The sequence below is a fragment of the Arthrobacter sp. Dra40 genome, from assembly GCF_059091905.1.
In genome coordinates, this window is the sequence record NZ_JBNHHB010000089.1 from 1 (window position 1) to 19,917 (window position 19,917).

Below are 19,917 nucleotides of genomic sequence, written 5' to 3' on the forward strand. Positions count from 1 at the left end.
GCCGACTGAACCGGAAAAACCGGTGGCCGGGGCATCATGCCCCGGCCACCAGCGTGCAGTTATCCGAGCAGGATCAGTACGCCTTGACCCGCTGTTCGACTACCAGATGGATCAGCGCGAACGTCTTGTCCTCGTCAATGGCCTTGAGGGCAGCCTCGAGGGCTGCGGGCACCTCGGCGTCCTGCTCCACCTTCACACCGAAGCCGCCGAAGGCCTGGGCCATCAGCGCGAAGTCGGGGTTCTTCAGCTGTGTGCCGGAGATGCGTTCGGGGTACCAGCGCTCCTGGTGGGTGCGGATGGTGCCGTATTCCTGGTTGTCCATGACGATCACCAGCGGAGTGGCACCGTACTGGGCAGCGGTGGCCAGTTCCTGGCCGTTCATGAGGAACTCGCCGTCGCCGGCGATGGTCACCACGCGGCGTCCCGGATGCGCCAGCGAGGCGGCGATGGCCGAGGGGACGGAGTAGCCCATGGACCCGTTGCGTGCCGAGAGCATGGAGGCGTAGTCATGGGTGGGGAAGTAGCGGTGCGCCCAGTTGGTGTGCTCGCCGGCGCCCAGGGTGATCATGGCGTCCCGCGGCAGGATGGCGACCAGGTTGGCCATCATGGTGTCCATCCGTGCCGGCCCGTCGGTGGGCTCGGCCGGCGGCAGGGCAGCGAACTTCACCTGCTCGCCGCGCATGCGCTGGGTGAAGTCTTTCCACTCTTCCTTCACCGGCAGGTCCATCATGACCAGGTCGCGGACAAAGACGTCCGGCTTGGCCACGATCTGGTAGGAGACGGGGCCGGAGCGGCCGCGCAGCGAGGGGTCGATGGTGACCAGGAAGTTCTTCTTGGACCAGTCCTGTCGGACCAGGAAACCGTCGGTGATGACGTCGCCCGGAACGGTTCCGACGAAGACCAGCAGATCGGTTTCTTCGAGCAGGTCGTACGTGGGCTTCGGCCGTCCGTAACCGATCGGCCCCACGTAGGAGGGGGAATCGAAGGGAATGGTGCCCTCGCAGCGCCATTCGACCGCAGCGGCGATGTTGTGCTCTTCGAGCCACGTCGCCAGGGCGCGGGACCCTTCCTCGGTCCAGTCATTGCCGCCGACGACGAAGAGCGGCTTCTCGGCTTCCTTCAGCGCAGCCTTCAGCGCTTTCCAGTCCGTGACCGTCATGCCGCCCTGGGCGACGGGAATGACCGGGTGCAGCGTTGCCTCGACTTCTTCGCGGATGACATCCTCGGGCAGACCGACGACGACGGGGCCCGGCCGGCCGCTCATGGCCGCGAACATCGCTTCGGCGACAATTTCGGAAGCGCGTTCCGGGTGGTCCAGCACCATGACGCGCTTGGCACCGGTGTCGAACCAGGACTTGATGTCGAATTCCTGGAAGGCTTCACGGTCACGGTGCTCGAAGGGGATCAGGCCCACGAATAGCACCATGGGGGTCGAGTCCTGCCAGGCGGTGTGCAGGCCAACATGTGCATTGGCGGCGCCGGGCCCGCGGGTGACCATGGCGATGCCCGGCCGCTGGTTCATCTTCCCGTCGGCCTCGGCCATGTAGGCTGCGCCGCCTTCGTGGCGGCAGACGATGGTGTCGATGGTGGAAGTGTGCAGGCCGTCCAGCACTTCCAGGTAGCTCTCGCCCGGAACAACGTAGGTTCGTTCGACGCCGTGCGCAATCAGCGAATCGACAATGATGTGTCCTGCCGATTTGCGGACGGGCTGCTGTTCAGCTGCGTCCGGGACCGCATCCGTTTGAACCTGTGTCACAGGAGACCTCTTTCACCTTTGAACTGAACTCATCCGCTGCATTCTTCTCGTGCGGGTGCACTGCTGCCGAGGAACGCGCTTGAGCAAAAGTACATGATGGTGTGTGTTATGACACCGTTGTTGTGACACACACAGGTAACGAACGTGACGTGGTTCGCATCGACATGGCGTGAAGGCGATGGTTTTACGGACGTGCTTGCACCGCGGCGGCGCGCATGGTGTGCAAACTACACCGGACCGGGGCGCGCCGGGCACCTGCGCGCCTCGGCCCCCGGGGGAGCGTCTAAAGGCGGCGGTGGCGGGACACGAAATCCACGCTGCCGCGGATGGCTCCGGCCGCGAGAGCGATGAGCCCAAGCATGGCCAGGAGCAGCGAGTTTCCCGCCAGGCCGATGAACAGCAGTACTGCGCCGGCGACCGCAAGCAGTGTTCCGGCGCTGACTATGTGCCCGAAGACCATCACGCCACGAGTCGACAGTGAGCGGGCGAGGCGCGGGTCGTCATTCTCGAGCTGATGTCCCAGCCTGTCCAGGCGCTGCTGTTCTTCATCCGATAAGGACATTCCGACCTCCTCGGGCTCCGCGGCGCCGCAGATGGTGCCGCGCCGGACACCGTATAAGACAAATGTAGCCTCGCCAGGCCCGCTGCGATACGGACAGGACGCAAGCGAAGGTTGTTTCGTTACCGGCCTCAGCGGCACCTGGGCGGATCGCCGCAGACGAAAAGGGCCGTTTTTTGTCGGACGCTGTGAGCCAGTGATAACTTGTCACGGATAAATCTGATTTAATGGCGAGAGATTGGTCACCAAATCAGATGTAATGAAGCGTCTGAGGAGTTCTGCCCAATGTCTCTGCAATATCCCCCGCTGGTGGTCATGGGTGTCCAAGGGTGCGGAAAATCGACGGTGGGTGCCGCCGTCGCACGGCACCTGGGGCTGGTATTCATTGACGGCGACGATCTTCACAGTGCGGAGAACAAGGAAAAGATGGCCTCCGGCCATCCGCTGACCGACGCCGACCGCCACCCGTGGCTGAGCGCCATCGGCCAGGTAATGGCCGAGGAACTGGCACGCGGAACCACCACCGTTGTTGCGTGCTCGGCGCTCAAGCGCAGCTACCGCGACCTCATCCGCTCCTTCGCCCCGGAAACCCGGTTCATCCACCTCACCGGCAGCCAGGAACTCATCGCTGAACGGATCAGCGGACGTGACCACGAATACATGCCCCCGACGCTGCTGGACTCCCAGTTCCAGACACTGGAACCGCTGGGCGATGACGAGGCCGGACTTGAAGTGTCCGTCGAGGATTCGCCGGAGCGGATTGCCGCGCTGGTGGAGAACTACTTGCGGGACCAGGCCGGTTCGACGGGGAGCTAGAACCGGCGGGCGCCTGCAGCCAAGCCAACAACCCACACGGTTTGAACCGATGATTCGTCGGGCGACCATTCACTACAACAAAGGACAACGATGACCGAACTCGAGCTCAATTGGACGTTGAGCACGCCCGGCCTCTTGCTCGTCGCCGTGGCAGCCATTGCGCTGCTGCTGGTGCTGATCATGCGGTTCCGCGTGCACGCGTTCCTGTCGCTGATTATTGTCAGCCTGCTCACCGCAGTGGCGACCGGCATTCCGGCCGCAGACATTATGCCGACGCTCTTGGGCGGCTTCGGCGGAACCTTGGCCAGCGTGGCCCTGCTGGTTGGTCTGGGCGCCATGCTCGGCCGCATGCTGGAGGTCTCCGGCGGCGCCGACGTCATGACGCAGGCGTTGATCAACAAGTTCGGCGAGAAGCGTGCTCCGCTGGCGCTCTCCGTGGCCTCGCTGCTGTTCGGTTTCCCGATCTTCTTCGATGCCGGCCTCGTGGTCATGCTGCCGATCATCTTCACCGTGGCACGACGCTTGGGCGGATCGCTGCTGACCTATGCGTTCCCCGCAGCCACCGCCTTCTCCGTCATGCACATCTTCGTGCCGCCGCACCCGGGCCCTGTGGCCGCTACCGGCCTGCTGGGCGCCGACGTCGGGCTGGTCCTGATTCTGGGCCTGGTCATTGCCATCCCGACCTGGTACCTGGTGGGCTACCTGTTCGGCCACTTCCTGGGCCGCCGGTTCAACATCGCTGTGCCGGATATCCTGGACGCCCCGAAGGGTTCGGCGGAGTCCGAATTCCGCTCGTCCCCGAAGCTTGGCACCATCTTCTTCCTGCTGCTGCTGCCGCTGCTGCTGATCTTCCTCAACACCGGCCTGAACATGCTCGCTACCGCCAAGGTTGTCTCGCTGGAGGACACCTGGGTACAGGTCCTGCGCACGATCGGTGAAACCCCGGTCGCGCTGCTGATCACCGTGCTCCTGGCCATGTGGCTGTTGGGCCACCGCCAGGGCAAGAAGCACAGCCTCGTTGAGACCGTGGTGGACAGCGCGCTGGGCCCGGTCTGCTCGATCATCCTGATCACCGGCGCCGGCGGGATGTTCGGCGGCGTGCTGCGCTCGAGCGGCATCGGCAACGCCATCGCCAGCTCGCTGGACGCCATCGGCCTGCCGATCATTGTGGCCGGCTTCGTGATTGCCGCCGTCGTCCGCGTGGCCCAGGGCTCCGCCACGGTGGCGCTGACCACCGCGGCCGCGCTGGTTCAGCCGGTCGTGATGGGCAACCCCGACTTCAACCCGGTGGAACTGGCCGCCATCGTGCTGGCGCTGGCCGCCGGCTCGGTGTTCGCCGGCCACGTGAACGACTCGGGCTTCTGGCTGGTTAGCCGGTTCTTCCAGATGGACACTAAGACCACGCTGAAGACCTGGACCGTGGGCCAGGCGCTGGTGGGCATCGTCGGCTTTGTGCTGGCACTGGCCATCTACCTGATCGCCACTAACTTCTAGTAAACCTTGGGCATCATGGACGGGGCGGCTGCGGCCGTCCCGTCCGCGTTTGGAGAGACACATGACCGTGAATATGTTCGACATTTCCTCCCGGGTGGCGCTGGTGACCGGTTCCAGCCGGGGGATTGGCAAGGCGATAGCCCGCGGTCTCGCCGCCGCTGGTGCCGTGGTGGTGCTGAACGGGTTGGACGAAGAGCGGCTGGAAGGCACCCGGGCGGAACTGGCGGCCGAGTTCGGCACGGACCGGATTTACGCCCGCGCCTTCGATGTTACGGACGCCCAGGCAGCGGCCGACGGCGTGGCCTGGGTCGAGCGCGAAGTGGGCCCTTTGTGGGTGCTCGTCAACAACGCCGGCGTCCAGCACCGGGTGCCGATGCTTGACCTGGAAGTGGACGACTGGGAGCGCGTGCTGCGCACCAACCTGACCAGCGCGTTCCTGGTGGGCCGCGAGGCCGCCCGGCACATGATCGAACGCGGCGCCGGGAAGATCATCAACATCGCGTCCGTCCAGACCGATCTGGCGCGTCCGACGATCGCCCCTTACACGGCGTCCAAGGGCGGCATCCGCAACCTGACCCGGGCGATGACCGCCGAGTGGGCCAGCCACGGACTGCAGATCAACGCTATTGCCCCGGGCTACATCCACACCGAGATGACCCAGAACCTGGTGGACGACGAAGCGTTCAACAACTGGATCCTGGGCCGGACCCCGGCACACCGCTGGGGCACCGTGGAGGACATCGTGGGACCGGCCCTCTGGCTGGCCTCCGACGCGTCCAACTTTGTGAACGGCCAGGTGGTGTTCATCGACGGCGGCATGACCACCGTCGTCTGACGCCGTTCGCGCGCCACCCGCACCCACGGCGGCGCACCGCCGTCGTAGTTTTGCAGCATTATCGAAAGGCAGTTTCCATGACAAACCTTCCAGCACAGTCCCTCGGCGTAGTGGCCCATGCGGCCGGTGATCTGCGGGTTGAACCGGTGGCCCTCGCGCCGGCCCAGCCGGACGAAGCCGTGGTGGAGATTGCCTACGGCGGCATCTGCGGCTCCGATCTGCACTACTGGCAGCACGGCGCCGCGGGCGAATCCATCCTGAAGGCGCCGATGCTGCTGGGCCACGAGGTCGTCGGGACGGTCGTGGCGGCAGCAGCCGACGGCAGCGGACCGGCAGCGGGCACCGCGGTGGCCGTGCATCCGGCGACACCTGGCCCCGGTGACGGGTCCAAGTATCCGGCGGACCGGCCCAACCTGTCGCCGGGTTGCACGTACCTGGGCAGCGCCGCGCGCTTCCCGCATACCGAGGGGGCGTTCGCCCGCTACATCAATCTGCCTGCCCGGATGCTGCGGGAACTGCCGGCCAACCTGCCGCTGCGGCGGGCTGCCCTGGTGGAGCCGGCCAGCGTGGCCTGGCATGCGGTTTCCCGCGCCGGGGACGTGGCCGGCAAGCGCGCACTGGTGATCGGCTGCGGCCCGATCGGTGCGCTGATTGTTGCGGTGCTGAAGCGGGCCGGCGCGGCCGAGATCGTCGCGGTCGACATGCACGAGAAACCGCTGGACATCGCCCGTGAAGTCGGGGCGAGCCGTACGCTGCTGGCCACCGATGCCGAGGCGATCGCAGGCGTGGAGGCAGACGTTGTCCTGGAATCGTCGGGCAACCACCACGGGCTGGCCTCGGCCGTGCGCGGCGCAGCCCGCGGCGGCCGCGTGGTGATGGTGGGACTGCTGCCGTCGGGTGAGCAGCCGGCGCTGATCTCGCTGGCGATCACCCGCGAACTGGAGTTGGTGGGTTCCTTCCGCTTCAACGACGAAATCGATGAAGTCATCACCGCGCTGGCCGACGGATCCCTCTACGCCGACCCGGTGATGACCCACGAATACGCTGCCGCGGACGCCCTGGAGGCATTCGGCATGGCACGGGACTCCGCCCAGAGCGGCAAGGTATTGCTGCGGTTTAACGACGCGCAGTAGCCGACCAACCCGTCGCGCCCTAGCCCAACCGGCGGGGGACTGCCCGGAACAATCGCGCAGATAACGCCCCTTTCGACCTCGAAAGGGGCGTTATCTGTTTCCGGGATTCGAGGTGGCGGCTTCTTCGAACAGCCGCGGCTCGTCCTCCCAGACACTGCGTACTTCCTCGACGGTCCGCCGCATGATCTGGTCCATGGCCGCTCGGGCGGCTTCCGGGCGGCCGGACTGGATCGCGTCGGCCACGTCGACATGCAACTGCAGGGCTTCTTCGTGCGGGTGCGCAGGCATCAGCCCGTAATCGGTGCGGCCGCGGAGCACTTCGGCGATCATCGAGTGCATCTGGGCGAACATCTCGTTGCCCGAGGCGGCCAGCACCAGCGTGTGGTAGTGGATGTCCAGCTCCAAAAACTGCTGCAGGTCGCCGGCCCGGCCCACCGCCCGCATCTTCGCCGCGACAGCCATGAGCTCGGCGGACAAGTCCTGCGGCGAATGCTGCGCAGCCAGCTCGGCGGCAGCGGGCTCCACGGCCGAGCGCAACTCGGTGAGGGAGCGCAACTGGACGCCCTTGCCGTCGCCGGCCAGGCGCCAGCGGATCACCGACGGGTCCAGCTTGTTCCAGTGCTCCGGCGGCAGAACCCGGATGCCGATGCGCTTGACCGACTCGACCAGCCCCAGCGACTGCAGCACGCGCACGGCTTCGCGCATGACGGAACGTGAAACGCCAAGCTCGGCCTCGAACTGCTCGGCATGCGTGGTGGCACCGGCGGTCAGTTCCCCCGAGACGATGCGCTTGCCAAGGGTCTCGACGACGAGGCTGTGCAGGCGCGAAGTCATGCGCGCAGAAGGGTAGCGGTCACGCGTTCATTCTAGGGTGGCCGGGAGGGCGGACCCGGCTGTGTTGCGGGACGTTGCCGCGGCGCGCCCTCAGGACGCTAGGGCCTTCGCGGCGGAACCATCGGTCCGGGGTCGGGGAAGGGGCCGGGCTGCGGCTGCGGCGGAAGGGGCTGCGGCCCCGGGTCCGGGGGCGGCTCCGGAGGCCCGGGCGTGGGCGGGAAGGGGTCCGGACGCGGCTCGGGACGTTCCGGCGCGGGTGGAGCGAAGGGATCCGGATTCGGCTCGGGCGGGAACGGATGGCGGGGCCCCGGCTCGTTCGGATCAGGTGGCTCCGGCGGCGGTGGAATGGTCACGGCGTGCCTCCTTGGGCAGCGGCTGTGCGGTGAGGCTGCTGCCTGTCACGCTACAACTGTGTCCCGGGTGTCTCAAGGATTTTTCGCGCTGTCCTTGAGCGGCGCCAGCAAGTCCCCGGCGGCACCTTCGGGCGCATCCCAGAGCACCAGGTGCCCGGCCCGGCGGTTTCAGCGCGGCGGGTGCGCGATGGTCAGCAACCGGCGCTCGTCGTCCGGCTCCAGGCCCGCATTGCGTGGCCGGTCGGCTCCGGCCTCCAACTCCCAGGCCAGGGTGTCGGCCAGCGTTTCTGCCAGGGGCCGCAAGGCCAAGCCGGCCGCTTTGGCGGCGGCGTTGCTGCGGGAGGCGAAGCCGGCGAAGTCGGGCAGCGGCAGCCAGAGCGGCAGCGAGCGTTCACCGGCCCAGGGATTGACCTCTGCTGCCGCCAGTTCCTTTTGGTCCAGAAACAGGACCGGCCCGGTGTGGCCCGCGACGCGGCGGGCGGTGGCCACGTGCTCAGCGAACCGAACCACCTCGCCGACTGCGTTGAACCCGCCGGCCAGGCGCTGTTCGGCGGCAGCGATGAGCCAAACAGCGAGGTCGCGGACGTCGATGACCTGGGTGTCCAACTCCGGCGCCTCCGGGACAAGCACGGCGGCATCCTCGGCCACCGGCCGGGCGAAACGCAGCGGCCAGTAGCCGGTGCGGTCGGTAATATCGCCGGGGCCCGCGATCAGCCCCGGGCGGACCATGAGGCGGCGGTCCGGGCCGAAGGCTTCCTGCACCGCCTGCTCGCAGGCAACCTTCGCTTCGCCGTAAACGTCCGGCGAGTCCATGACGTCCGCTTCCAGCGGCGGCAGTAACTCGGCCGTTTCGTCGGCACCGGGCACGCCGTGGTCGGCGTAGACGCTGCACGAGGACACGAAGGTGAAGTGACCCGCTGTGCCGGCCAGTGCTGTTGCGGCGCGACGGACCTGACCCGGTTGCCGGGAGAGGTCCAGCACGGCATCCCAGTGCCGGCCGGCAACGCCGTGCAGGCCGTCGGCAGCATCTCGGTCGGCGCGGATCAACCGCGCTCCGGCCGGGACCGTTCCGGAGGTGCCGCGGGCCAGGCAGGTGACGCCGTGGCCGCGACGCAGGCCCTCGGCGGCTATTTCACGTCCTAACCAAGCCGTCCCGCCCAGGATGAGTATCTGCATGCTGCTTATGGAACACCGTCAGAGGGCCTTTGTGCACTAGTTGTTCACCCAGCGAAGAGCGCCCGGCGCGAATCCGGCGTTGGACCCCCTTTGTCCGGACCTTTGGCTATGCTCCGAAGATGGCTAAATCCGACGACTTCCGACCACGCCTTGAAGCCCCCGACCTGGGTGAGCTGTCCGACGGCGAGGTATCGGCGTTGGTGTCCGAGGCCCACGTGGGCGGGCAGTTGTTTGCCGATGCGCAACTGGACGCATTGCGGTTGGCCGGCCTGTCCCTGGCGGAGTGCGGACTCCGCCAGGTGTCCGCAGACAGGGCCGACCTGCGCTCCTCCCGTTTCGTGGACGTGGCCATCGAGCGGCTGGAGGCCCCGGAGTTCAGTGCGCCGCGCTCCCACTTCCGCCGGGTGATGATCAAGGAATCCCGCCTCGGCTCCGCCGAGGTGTACGAGTCCGAGTGGGAGTCGGTGGAGATCCGCAACTGCAAGCTGGGCTACGTGAACCTGCGCGGAGCCCAACTTCAGGACGTGCTGTTCACCGGGTGCCTCGTGGACGAATTGGACCTGGGCGGAGCAGCTGCCCGCCGTGCGGCCTTCGCCGACTGCCGGGTGCGCCGGCTGGATGTAACCGGCGCGAGGCTGCAGCACGTTGATCTGCGCGGTCTGGAAATCCGGGAACTGGCCGGGCTGGAAGGCCTCCGCGGGGCTGCCATGACGCCAGCCCAAATCAGCGAACTGGCCCCGTTGTTCGCCGCCCACCTCGGCATCGTGGAAAAAACTTAGCCGCAATCCACCGAACTGCCGGGCAATATTCAGCCACAGTTCAGTCTTTTTCTGCTTGGATGGTCTCTAGTGGACTGGAGAGCACACATCCGGCGAACAGCAGAAGGTAGATGATGGAGTTCCGTCAGGCCGAGCATCCGCGGCCAAACCACTTCTTACTGCACATCAGTGACACGCACTTGGTCGGTGGCGACGGCCGCCTGTACGGGACGGTGGACAGCGAGGCAAGGCTGGAGCAGATCTTCGAGGATCTGGAAGACTCCGGTTCCCGGCCCGAAGCCCTGGTTTTCACCGGCGATCTGGCTGACAAAGGGGAGCCGGAAGCCTATGGCCGGCTCCGCCGGATCGTCGAACCTGCGGCCGTTCGGTTGGGAGCCCAGGTGATCTGGGCCATGGGCAACCACGATGACCGCGCGGGACTGAAGACCATGCTGCTGGACGAGCCCGCCGGCTCGGAGCCGCTGGACCGGGTGTACGACGTCAACGGCCTGCGGGTGATGACCTTGGATTCGACAGTGCCGGGCGTGCACTACGGCCAGCTGGAAGACGAACAGCTCCAGTGGCTGGCCGACGAGCTGGCCGAGCCGGCGCCGCACGGGACGATCCTGGCCATGCACCACCCGCCCGTGCCGAGCGTCCAGGATCTGGCGGTGCTGGTGGAGTTGCGCGGCCAAGCCGAGCTGGCCGGCGTGCTGCGGGGCAGCGACGTGAAGTCGATCATCGCCGGGCACCTGCACTATTCCACTACTGCCACCCTTGCCGGCATTCCGGTATCCGTTGCCTCAGCCACCTGCTACACCCAGGATCTGGCCGCCGAGGCTGGCAGCACCCATGGCCGCGATGCCGCCCAAGCGTACAACATGGTGCACGTCTACGAGGACACCGTGGTCCATTCGGTGGTGCCGGCCCGCGGAGGCCTGGCGGTGGGCCGGCAGGTGACCGCGCAGGAGGTCCGGGCGCGGCTGGAAGCCGGCGCCGTCGTCATTCCCGATGCCGTGCGGCCGGGCCGGATGCCGTCACACCTCTGAAGCGGCCACCCTCATCCGGGCGCCGGCGCATTTCTGAGGATGGGCGGCACCGCCGGCCCGTACGTCACTGTGCCGGCGGTTTCTCCCACGGCGCCCGGAGCGGGAAATAACGGGCCAGGAAGTCGGTCACGACGCGCTGGCGTTCCTCGGCGGGGACCTCGGGGAAACTGCCGTCATTGAGGCAGAAGAAATCCTGGTTCCGCTTCTGCAGCAGCTTGTCCAGCTGCTTCAGGCCCGAATACATGGTGGTGTCCACGTACGTGACCCTGGCGCCGGGGTTCGTCACGGCCCGGCCGGTCAGCAGCGCGTAGTAGTGGTAGAGCGAGTTGGTCACGGAGATGTTGTCCTTGGCCCGGAAGCGGCTGCCCGCGGTCGCCTTGAATTCGTCGGCGTACTCTTCCTCCATCTCCAGCATCACTGATTTGCGCAGCGGGGCCGCGCAATGCTCCAGGTGCCGGGTGGTGATCCTGCCGAACCGGTCGTGCAGCAGCTTGCGGTTCACGCGCGCGGCATTCTCGAAGCCGGAACGGTCCAGGTGGTTGTCGCCCAGACCAATCCGGGTGTCCGCCTCCACGAACTTGGTGATGCCGCCCGGGGAGAAGAACATGTCCGGGCCCACCGGCCGGCCGAAGAACATGTCGTCATTCGAGTACAGGAAGTGCTCGCGCAGGCCCTCGATGTGCTGCAGCTGCGCCTCGATCGCCTGCGAGTTGAACACCGGCAGCACCGACGGGTCGCGGAAATGCTGCTCGCTGCGCACCACTTGGATGTCCGGGTGTTCCGCGTCCAGCCACGCCGGCAGCGGCGAGTCGGTGCAGATGAAGATGCGCCGGATCCACGGCGCGAACATGTAGACCGAGCGCAGCGCGTACCGCAGTTCGTCGATCTGGCGGAAGCGGGCATCGGCGTCGTCGCCTTCGCCCACCACCGCGTGCTCCATGAAACTGTTCCGGTAGCGCTGGTACTCCGGGTTGTTTCCGTCCACCCAGGAGAAGACGATGTCGATTTCGAAGTCGATGTCCGTGGCGTGGTCGGCGAACATGTTCTCGATGGTGGGCCAGCGGTGCCCATAGCGTTCCACTTCGCCGCGCACGGCCTCCGCGGCCGGCAGGGTGCGGCGCGTCAAAGAATTTTCGATCGGCAAGTGGATCAGCTCGTTGTCCCAGCGCCACAGCTCCACCTGCACGCCGGTGCCTTGGCCGTAGCGCAGCCCGCCGGCCGGCTCGATCCGCGGGCGGTACAGCCGAAAGGCGCGTGCCCGGTCGCCGTCGGCGAGCGTGCCGTCGGCCACCAGCCGCGCGGTTTTCTTCTTCGCGTCCACGGTCAGCGAGTAGAACGGCTCGTCCGCGCACGCCGCCACCAAGGCTTCACGCAGTTCGTCGCGCTTTTCCCAGTTCACCGCCACCACCGGACGGGCATCGTTGCCGCGCACCAGCAGGTAGGGGATCCGTGCTTCGTCCAGCACCTTGCGGACAAACAGCAGGTCCTCCACCATCGCCTGGTGCGGCGTGAGGGAGGTATTGACCAGTGCGTAGCCGCCCTTGACCTTGACCACGTCGGGACGCTCGGTGAGGCGTACGACGGCGGCGGGCGAGGTGATCTCGACCGCCGACTCGGGTGCGAGGTCGGGTTCGGGTTCGGCGTAGAACGCGTCCTGCGCTGCAGGCATACTGGTCACAAAAAACCTCCGGAAAATGGTGGCGCCAACCGCTCAAGGGCTGATGCCACCAATGGTAGAACGTGGGTGGTCGGGCGTTACAGGCGCTGGCAAAACTACAAGCGAAGTCGCAGCGTGCCGACCGTAACAGGCCATACTGCGACGGTACAGGAGGTGCGCCGCCCGCGGTACGCGGCGTGTCAGCTCTTGGTCCGTGCGGGACGAGACACACGAAGGGTTAGTCATCAATAGGTTCCCGCCGCATTCTTCTGGTGGCATACGATCTGTCCATGCCAGATCTTGCCGCGTCTATCGGACTGGTGTCCGAAGTGCTGACGTGGGCTGCCCTTGTTCCGGGTTTGCTGCTGCTGCTGGTGGCCGGAGTGCTCCGGCTGGCCGGAACCCGGTGGCACAGCGCGGACGGGGTGGCGTTCCAGGACGGCCGGCGCCGTGGGGTGCGCTGGTTCGACACCCGGCACGGGTTCCTCGAAGGGGTTTTTCCGAGCGGAACGGGCTCCGATGTGTCGGCAGGTTCCGACGTGCTGGTGTATTACGACGCGCGCCGACCGAACCGCTGGCAGGTTTCCAAACCGGAGCCGCCGGGCCGGATCGTGCTGCTGCTGGGCAAAATCCTCACCGCGGTGGGCGTGCTTTCCGCCGTCGTCGGGTTCCTGGCGATGGTCCTTGGAGGCTAAACGAGGGCGCTGAACGCCTCGGCTTTGGCCTTGCTGCCCTGCACAATGATCTGGTCGTCGTCGTACAAGACGGTCTGGCCGGTGGTGTGCTCCCAGACGCCGCCCTGGCGCTTCACCGCCACCACGGTGATGTCGAACTTGGAGCGCAGCTGCAGCACCTCGAGCGGCCGGTCCCGTGCGACAGTCGGCGGAGTAGTGCGGATCATGACGAAGTTGTCTTCGAACTCGACGTAGTCGAGCATGGCGCCGCGGACCAGGTGGGCGATGCGGCGGCCCATGTCGTTTTCCGGGCGGACGACGTGCAGCACGCCGAGCTGTCCGAGGATTTCCGCGTGCGGCTCGCTGATCGCCTTCGCCCAGATGGCCCGGGTGCCGAACTTCAGCAGCCGCGAGGTGGTCAGGATGCTCGCTTCGACGTCGCTGCCGATGCCGACCACCACGCGGTCGAATTCGTGCACCGAGAGCTGGCGCAGGACTTCTTCCTTGGTTGAATCGGCGCGGACCACATGCGTGAGCTGGCCGTTGAAGGCCTGCACGGTGTCTTCGTTGTTGTCGATGCCCAAAACCTGGGTGCCCTGGCTTTCCAGTTCGCGCGCCACGGCTCCGCCAAAGCGGCCCAGCCCGATGACGGCGACCGTCTGCACCTCGTGGCTGCGCTCGGGTGTGCGGGGAAAGAGGGGATGCAATTTAGCCAATGAGCGGCCTTTCCTTGGGGTATTCGTACAGGATGGGGCGCCGCCGGAGGGCTAGCGCGGATGCCAGCGTGACCGGGCCCAGCCTGCCGATGAACATCAACGCCACCAGGATGATCTGGCCGGCAGGGGGCAGCGCGGCGGTGATGCCGGTGGAGAGTCCGACCGTGGCGAAGGCCGAAACGACCTCGAAGAGAAGCTGCTCCTGGCCGAAGCCGGTCATCAACATCAGGACCATGGTGGCCATGACCACCAGCGCGATGGCCAGCAGCACCACGGTGATGGCCTGGCGGTGGACCGAGCGGGAGAGTCGCTTGCCGAAGATGTTGACGGCGGCGCCGCCGCGGACTTCGGTAGACAGAATGAAGAACAGCACCGCAAAGGTGGTGATTTTCAGGCCACCGGCCGTGCTGGCCGGCCCGCCGCCAATGAACATCAGAATGTCCATGCCCATCCAGGTCACCGGGTGCAGTTCGGAGATGTCCACGCTGTTGAATCCGGCTGTCCGCGTGATGACGGACTGGAAGAAGCCCGCGAGGACGCGTTCGCCCGGAGACAGCGCCCCGAGCGTCGCACGGTTGCCCCACTCCACGACGGTGATGAACACCGTTCCGAGCGTCAGCAGTACGGCGGTGCCGCTGAGGACCAGTTTGGTGTTCATGCTCCAGTGGATGGGGCGGTAATGCCGGGAGAGCTCCATCAGGACCGGAAAGCCGACGCCCCCGATGATGACCGCTGTGGCGATCGGAAGGCAGATGAACGGGTCGCCGACGAACCCCATCAGATTGTCCGAGTACAGGGCGAAGCCCGCGTTGTTGAACGACGACACCGAGTGGAAAACGCCCTCCCACAGGGCACGGCCGGGGGAGTAGCCGTAACCGGTCATGAACCGGAGCATCAGGATGACTGCCAGTGCGGCCTCGGTCAGAAAGGAGATGCGCAGGACGCCCAAGAGCACCGTCCGAACGTCGCCGAACCCTGCACTCTTCGTCTCGGCCGCGGCCGAGATACGGGACCTGAGCCCCAGCCTGCCGGCCAGCAGGACGCCGAGCAGCGCACCGAAGGACATGACGCCGAAGCCGCCCAGCTGGATCAGGACCATGATCACGGCCTGGCCGAACGGCGTCCAAAACACCGGGGTGTCCACAACGGTCAATCCGGTAACGCAGACGGAGGAGGTGGCCGTGAAGAGGGCCTCCAGGAAGGAGGCGCCGCCCGCACCCTGCTTGGCTATTGGCAGCAACAGGATCCCGGTGCCGGCCAGGATGGCCCCGACGAAACCGAGCACGATCACCTGTGCCGGATGCTTGGGGCCCAGCCGCCGCAAACGCCGGAGCACGGATGCGGCTGTTCCTGGAAAGCGGTTGAAGGTGCGTCGGAGAGGCGACGTGATCCTGCGCAGCCAACCGGCCCGGGCGTGCATAGCGGCCAGATTAGCACCGCCGGCACGTGGCGCAAGGCGGTGGCGGCCCGCGATGCGTGGTGCCGTGCGGTGGCGGCCTGCGGTGCGTGGTTCCAGTGCTGCTTTTGAGCGCGCCGCCTGCCCGGTAGAGTGGAACACCGGTGCGCCGGGAAGTCTGGTCGGCAAGTTCTGTTGTCGACCCGTGTGAGGAGCCGTCATGGCTGCCAAAGTCCCTAAATCATCCCCGAAACCCAAGGTATTGGGACGCGGCAGCTATGCCGAAGCGCTGCGAATCGGCGAAATCCTGCGCAAGGAAACTGTCGGCGGCGCCCTGTTGGTCGCGGCCGCCGTCGTCGCCCTGATCTGGGCGAATTCGCCGGCGGCAGGGAGTTACTTCGCCCTGCGGGATTTCACGGTTGGCTATGAGCCCTGGCACCTGGAGCTGAGCCTCGGCGCGTGGGCCGCCGACGGGTTGTTGGCGGTGTTCTTCTTCCTGGTGGGGCTGGAGCTCAAACGCGAGTTCGTTGCGGGGGATCTCCGCAGCCCGCGCAAGGCCATGGTCCCCGTCGCAGCCGCGATTGGCGGAGTCGTTGTTCCCGCCCTCATCTACGCAGCCATCAACTGGAGCAGCCCGGAAACCCTTCGCGGCTGGGCCATCCCGACGGCGACAGACATCGCCTTCGCGGTCGCGGTCCTGGCCGTCATCGGCTCGCATCTGCCCAGTGCGCTGCGTATTTTCCTGCTGACGCTGGCCGTGGTGGACGACCTGATTGCCATCGCCATCATCGCCTTTGTCTATACCAGCGAAATCCATGTACCGGAACTGCTGCTGGCCCTGATTCCCATCGCGCTCTACGCCTTCCTGGCCCAGAAGTTCCGAAGGTTCTTCGGACAGCATCCGGGCGCCCTGTGGGTCGTGCTGCTGCCCATCGGCATCGTGGCCTGGGCCCTGGTCCACGCCTCGGGCATCCACGCCACCGTCGCCGGTGTCGTGCTCGGCTTCACCGTCCCGGTTGTGCGCGGCAGGGCGAGCGGCGGGCCGGATGCGGGACCGGGACTGGCCGAGTTCTTCGAACACCGCGTGCGGCCCGTGTCCGCCGGCTTCGCGGTCCCGGTCTTCGCGTTCTTCTCCGCCGGCGTGGCCATTGGCGGGGTTGCTGGATTCGTGTCGGCCCTCGGCGATCCGGTGGCGCTTGGCATCATTGCCGGTCTGATGCTCGGCAAGCCGGTCGGCATCGTCGGAACCACGTGGCTGATGAGCAGGCTGACCCGGGCGGAGCTGGACAAGTCCATGAAGTGGGTGGACCTGTTGGGCATCTCCCTCCTGGCCGGCATCGGTTTCACGGTCTCCCTGCTGGTGGCCGAGCTGAGCTTCGGGCTTGGCACACCGGCCAACGACCACGCCAAGGTCGCGATTCTCGCGGCGTCCGTGCTGGCCGCCTTGCTGGCAACCGTGGTGCTGCGCGCGCGCAACCGGCACTACCGGCGCGTCGAAGCCGAAGAACGGGTCGACGCGGACAAGGACGGCACTCCGGATGTCTACCAAGGGGACGGCACAGCGTAGCCGGCCGGCTTCGGTCAGGCTTCCAGATCCCGACGCCGGAAGGACAGCATCCCGGCCGCGATCAGCAGGACCGCCACTGCAGACATCCAGGCCAGCGGCACCGGGTCCAGGTCAGCCACCGGGACCCGCGGGACCAGCCCGAACGGTTCGGCGTCCAGCACGACATCGGGCAGCTTGAGCAGTGCTCCGTACATGCCCACCAGGAGTGATGCGACCAGCACGGTCCAGACCCACCAGTTGCCGCTGTGGAGTCCGTAGGCGAGGGTGCCGGCACCCGCGAAGCAGAGGATCAAGGGCAGGTAGGCCAGCCCGGCCGGGGCGAAGTCCCCGATGACCGAACCATCGCCGTCGAACGCAGACAGTGCCCCCAAGGCCAGGCCGAAACCAGAGAGCACGAGCATCAGCGCCGAGGCCAGCGCTGTGACCAGCAGCGCGCCCAGCATCCAGCGCACCCGTCCGACCGAGGCCGCGAGCACAGCGCCGGTGCGGCCTTCGGATTCTTCCTTGCCCAGCCGGCCGGTGGAGATCACCGCGAAGACGGCCACCGCCATGGCAAAGAAGTTCAGGAACGCAGTGAGCGCCGTACGGAGGTAGTCGGAGCTGTCGTTGAGGCCCAGCACTGCGGCTAACTGCGGCTGGGACTCGAAACTGTCCACCACCGCCTGGCCCAGGGACCCGGTCAGCAGGGCGAAGACGAACAAACCGATGCACCAGCTGATAATGCTGCCGCGTTCCAGGCGCAGGAAAAGTCCCGGCAGCCGGAGCAGCAGCGGTGTGGCATCGGCGCGGCCGCGGCGGGCGGGCACCAGGCCGGCCGCCAGGTCACGCCGGCCCTGCAGCAGATAGGCCGCCGGCACCAGCACTGCCGCCAGCGCCAGGCACAACAGCAAGGGCCACCAGCGCAGGTCGACGTAGGCGCGGATCTGCTGGATCCAGCCGATGGGCGAGAGCCAGGACAACAGGCTGCCGCCCACTTCCTGGGAGTCGCCCACGCCGCGGAGGATGTAGGCCAGCCCCAGCACCGCCCCGGCCATGCCGGTGGCAGTCCTCGCATGTTCGCTCAGCTGCGCGGCCCCTACTCAGCCGCGCCACGGTCCCCTAGGGTAAGGGCATGGAAGAGGTCGTCCTGCTCGGATTCGACGGCTCGGAAAGCAGCGTCCGGGCGCTGGACTGGGGGCTGTCCGAAGCGCTATCCCGTGGCTGGTCGGTGCGGCTGGTGACAGTGGTCTCGACCGCGGGGGTGGACGATCCGCAAGTGGACCACCAGTACCTTGCCTCGGCCAGGCGCGGCGGGGAAGAGGTGCTGCAAACAGCGCTGGACCGCGCCGGAGCGTTGGGACTGCGGGTGGAAGGGCACGTCGTAGCCGGGGATCCGAGCGAAGTCCTGGTGGATGAATCTGCCTCTGCGGGACTGGCAGTAGTCGGCAAGCGCGGCCGCGGCGGCTTTGCCGGCCGGCTGCTGGGCAGTGTTTCCTCGGGCCTGGCTGCCCACGGTGCCTGTCCCACCGTGGTGGTGCCGCACCGCTGGAAACCGGGCACCACAGCTGCCGAGCTGTCGCCCGATGCGGCCGCGGAGCTGCCGGGCGGGCCGGTGCCCTGGCTGGTCCCTTCGCCGCAGGACGGGACGGGCCGGGGGCTGCATCCTCCGGATGCCTCCGAAAAGTTCAGTTACGCCGGGCAGGTGGTGGTCGGTGTGGACCAGTCCGGCAGCTCTAACCCGGCCCTCTGGGCGGCGGCCGAGACAGCCAGCCGGCATGCCGTACCGCTGCGTATGCTCTCGTCCCGGGCGCCGTTCTACCGGGATTCGGTCTGGCTGGACCGTGCCGAAGGGGCGCAGCGGTTCCGCCAGGAAGTCGCCGCCGAACTGGACGGACCATTGTCAGACATCCGCAGCCGCTATCCGAATCTGGATGCCAGCTGGAACTTCTATCTCGCCAAACCAGCGGAAGTCCTCATCCACGCCACCCGCACCGCCCAGCTGATGGTGCTGGGTACGCGCGGCCACGGCGGCTTTCCCGGCCTGTTGCTGGGATCGGTCAGCCAGGCAGTGCTGCACCACGGCCTGTGCCCGATGATGGTGGTGCCCAAAGGCGTGGAGGTTTAGCCGGCGTCTCAGGCCTTGACGGACCGGCGTCCGCGCCGCAGCGCCAGGGCGAAGGTGGCCACCGCGTGGCTGGGCAGCGACTCCGCCGCGACAAAACCGTCCGGCCGCACCAGATACAGCTGCTCCGGATCCAGCTTCTTGTTCCCGTTCCTCGGCAGCACGTGCACGGTCAGCCCCAGCGCCGCCTGCACATGATTGACGACGGCGGAGCCCGGCTCGCCATACGAGTGCACCTGCCACTGAAGGCTGCGCAGCACGTCGAAGTTGCTGCCGGTATACGGCAGCCGCCGTCCCACCACGCGGCCCCGCCGGCCTTTCGCTGTTTCCTTGGCGCCCGGAGCCATCCAGTAGTGAATCCTGGTCTGCGACAGGTAGCCGAACAACCGGGAGGCGCCTGAAGTCCGCGGCACCACGCGTGCCACAAGCGGAATGACGAACGGCAGCACCCATTTCCGGGCGGCAAGGGCCCACGGGGTCGTCGAGGTGACGAACGCGAACACCCGATCCGTGGTTTGCAGCAGCCGCACCGCAACCGGTCTCCGTTCGGCCTCGTAACGGTCCAGGTAGGAATCCGCCGCGCGGCCGGCGAGCACATCGGCAAACTTGAAGGCCAGATTATGGGCATCCTGCAAGCCCGTGTTCATGCCCTGCGCACCCACGGGGGAGTGCACGTGGGCGGCGTCCCCGGCCAGGAAGACCGGGCCGTCGCGGAACTTCGCCGCGATCCGGTGATGCACGCGGTAGGTGGAGAACCAGTTGGAGGCGCCGTAACCGACGTCGAACTTCTCAGCCAAGCGCTCGCGGAGCTCGACCTCCGAAACGTCCGCACCGGCGTCGCCCTGCCCCTGCACGGGTCCCTCGGAGTCGCGGACCACGCCGATCAGGCGGACGTGGTCGGCGCCGCTCATCGGGAACCCCAAGAGAAATTCGTCCACCCCTGCGCGGATGTTGACCGAGCCGCTGGCCAGTCCGCGGACCTCGGTGGCGTCGCAGACAAAGAACGTCTGCGGGCTGGTGGAGCCTTCGAAGGCGATGCCGCG

Annotated in this window: 18 protein-coding genes; 9 read left to right on the plus strand and 9 right to left on the minus strand. The window is 67.0% G+C overall.

Features of this window, described 5'->3' with window-relative positions; all coding sequences use genetic code 11:
* Positions 1-73 precede the first annotated feature (73 nt).
* Positions 74-1,756 carry a thiamine pyrophosphate-dependent enzyme gene (locus AC5RWT_RS23520; protein WP_494082270.1) on the minus strand — a complete coding sequence of 561 codons (1,683 nt, stop codon included), beginning with the start codon at positions 1,754-1,756 and terminating at the stop codon, positions 74-76.
* 283 nt (positions 1,757-2,039) lie between these two features.
* Positions 2,040-2,318 carry a DUF3040 domain-containing protein gene (locus tag AC5RWT_RS23525; RefSeq protein WP_494082271.1) on the minus strand — a complete coding sequence of 93 codons (279 nt, stop codon included), beginning with the start codon at positions 2,316-2,318 and terminating at the stop codon, positions 2,040-2,042.
* 282 nt (positions 2,319-2,600) lie between these two features.
* On the opposite strand from AC5RWT_RS23525, the gene AC5RWT_RS23530 reads away from it, so the two are divergent.
* The 4 genes from AC5RWT_RS23530 (at position 2,601) to AC5RWT_RS23545 (ending at position 6,593) form a co-directional block, all read left to right on the plus strand.
* Positions 2,601-3,131 (plus strand): gluconokinase, encoded by a 531-nt coding sequence (locus tag AC5RWT_RS23530; RefSeq protein ID WP_494082272.1) that lies wholly within the window; start codon positions 2,601-2,603, stop codon positions 3,129-3,131.
* 90 nt (positions 3,132-3,221) lie between these two features.
* On the plus strand, positions 3,222-4,625 hold the full coding sequence (locus tag AC5RWT_RS23535) for a GntP family permease (RefSeq protein WP_494082273.1): 1,404 nt from the start codon (positions 3,222-3,224) through the stop codon (positions 4,623-4,625).
* Positions 4,626-4,686: 61 nt separating this feature from the next.
* Positions 4,687-5,460 (plus strand): SDR family oxidoreductase, encoded by a 774-nt coding sequence (locus AC5RWT_RS23540; protein ID WP_494082274.1) that lies wholly within the window; start codon positions 4,687-4,689, stop codon positions 5,458-5,460.
* Positions 5,461-5,537: 77 nt separating this feature from the next.
* Positions 5,538-6,593, plus strand: a complete 1,056-nt coding sequence (locus AC5RWT_RS23545; RefSeq protein WP_494082275.1) for an L-idonate 5-dehydrogenase — start codon at positions 5,538-5,540, stop codon at positions 6,591-6,593.
* Positions 6,594-6,683: 90 nt separating this feature from the next.
* On the opposite strand, the gene AC5RWT_RS23550 is transcribed toward AC5RWT_RS23545, so the two are convergent.
* Together AC5RWT_RS23550 and AC5RWT_RS23555 are read right to left on the minus strand one after the other, a co-directional pair.
* Positions 6,684-7,427 carry a FadR/GntR family transcriptional regulator gene (locus tag AC5RWT_RS23550; RefSeq protein WP_494082276.1) on the minus strand — a complete coding sequence of 248 codons (744 nt, stop codon included), beginning with the start codon at positions 7,425-7,427 and terminating at the stop codon, positions 6,684-6,686.
* Between the two features lie 521 nt (positions 7,428-7,948).
* Positions 7,949-8,956: an NAD-dependent epimerase/dehydratase family protein gene (locus AC5RWT_RS23555; RefSeq protein ID WP_494082277.1), complete on the minus strand. Its 1,008-nt coding sequence runs from the start codon at positions 8,954-8,956 to the stop codon at positions 7,949-7,951.
* Between the two features lie 119 nt (positions 8,957-9,075).
* Between AC5RWT_RS23555 and AC5RWT_RS23560 the strand changes: the two genes are divergently transcribed.
* Complete coding sequence (locus tag AC5RWT_RS23560) at positions 9,076-9,735, plus strand: pentapeptide repeat-containing protein (RefSeq protein ID WP_494082278.1); 660 nt, start codon at positions 9,076-9,078, stop codon at positions 9,733-9,735.
* A 113-nt stretch (positions 9,736-9,848) separates the two neighbouring features.
* On the plus strand, positions 9,849-10,763 hold the full coding sequence (locus AC5RWT_RS23565) for a phosphodiesterase (RefSeq protein WP_494082286.1): 915 nt from the start codon (positions 9,849-9,851) through the stop codon (positions 10,761-10,763).
* Between the two features lie 64 nt (positions 10,764-10,827).
* Here AC5RWT_RS23565 and AC5RWT_RS23570 read toward each other — a convergent pair whose 3' ends face one another.
* Positions 10,828-12,432: a stealth conserved region 3 domain-containing protein gene (locus AC5RWT_RS23570; protein WP_494082287.1), complete on the minus strand. Its 1,605-nt coding sequence runs from the start codon at positions 12,430-12,432 to the stop codon at positions 10,828-10,830.
* Positions 12,433-12,710: 278 nt separating this feature from the next.
* Between AC5RWT_RS23570 and AC5RWT_RS23575 the strand changes: the two genes are divergently transcribed.
* Positions 12,711-13,115, plus strand: a complete 405-nt coding sequence (locus tag AC5RWT_RS23575; RefSeq protein ID WP_494082279.1) for a hypothetical protein — start codon at positions 12,711-12,713, stop codon at positions 13,113-13,115.
* Here the strand turns inward: AC5RWT_RS23575 and AC5RWT_RS23580 are convergent.
* Together AC5RWT_RS23580 and AC5RWT_RS23585 are read right to left on the minus strand one after the other, a co-directional pair.
* Positions 13,112-13,810, minus strand: a complete 699-nt coding sequence (locus AC5RWT_RS23580) for a potassium channel family protein (protein WP_494082280.1) — start codon at positions 13,808-13,810, stop codon at positions 13,112-13,114. The two genes, AC5RWT_RS23575 and AC5RWT_RS23580, sit on opposite strands and share 4 nt — an antisense overlap.
* Positions 13,803-15,230 (minus strand): TrkH family potassium uptake protein, encoded by a 1,428-nt coding sequence (locus AC5RWT_RS23585; RefSeq protein ID WP_494082281.1) that lies wholly within the window; start codon positions 15,228-15,230, stop codon positions 13,803-13,805. The genes AC5RWT_RS23580 and AC5RWT_RS23585 overlap by 8 nt, the downstream gene beginning before the upstream one ends.
* Positions 15,231-15,426: 196 nt before the next feature.
* Here AC5RWT_RS23585 and nhaA point away from each other — a divergent pair, with 196 nt between their 5' ends.
* Complete coding sequence (gene nhaA, locus AC5RWT_RS23590; RefSeq protein WP_494082282.1) at positions 15,427-16,773, plus strand: Na+/H+ antiporter NhaA; 1,347 nt, start codon at positions 15,427-15,429, stop codon at positions 16,771-16,773.
* Positions 16,774-16,787: 14 nt separating this feature from the next.
* Here nhaA and AC5RWT_RS23595 read toward each other — a convergent pair whose 3' ends face one another.
* Complete coding sequence (locus AC5RWT_RS23595) at positions 16,788-17,807, minus strand: efflux permease Rv1217c-related protein (protein ID WP_494082283.1); 1,020 nt, start codon at positions 17,805-17,807, stop codon at positions 16,788-16,790.
* Between the two features lie 77 nt (positions 17,808-17,884).
* On the opposite strand from AC5RWT_RS23595, the gene AC5RWT_RS23600 reads away from it, so the two are divergent.
* Positions 17,885-18,877 (plus strand): universal stress protein, encoded by a 993-nt coding sequence (locus AC5RWT_RS23600; RefSeq protein WP_494082284.1) that lies wholly within the window; start codon positions 17,885-17,887, stop codon positions 18,875-18,877.
* 8 nt (positions 18,878-18,885) lie between these two features.
* Here AC5RWT_RS23600 and AC5RWT_RS23605 read toward each other — a convergent pair.
* On the minus strand, positions 18,886-19,917 hold a 1,032-nt coding region (locus AC5RWT_RS23605), incomplete at its 5' end, for an FAD-dependent monooxygenase (protein WP_494082285.1).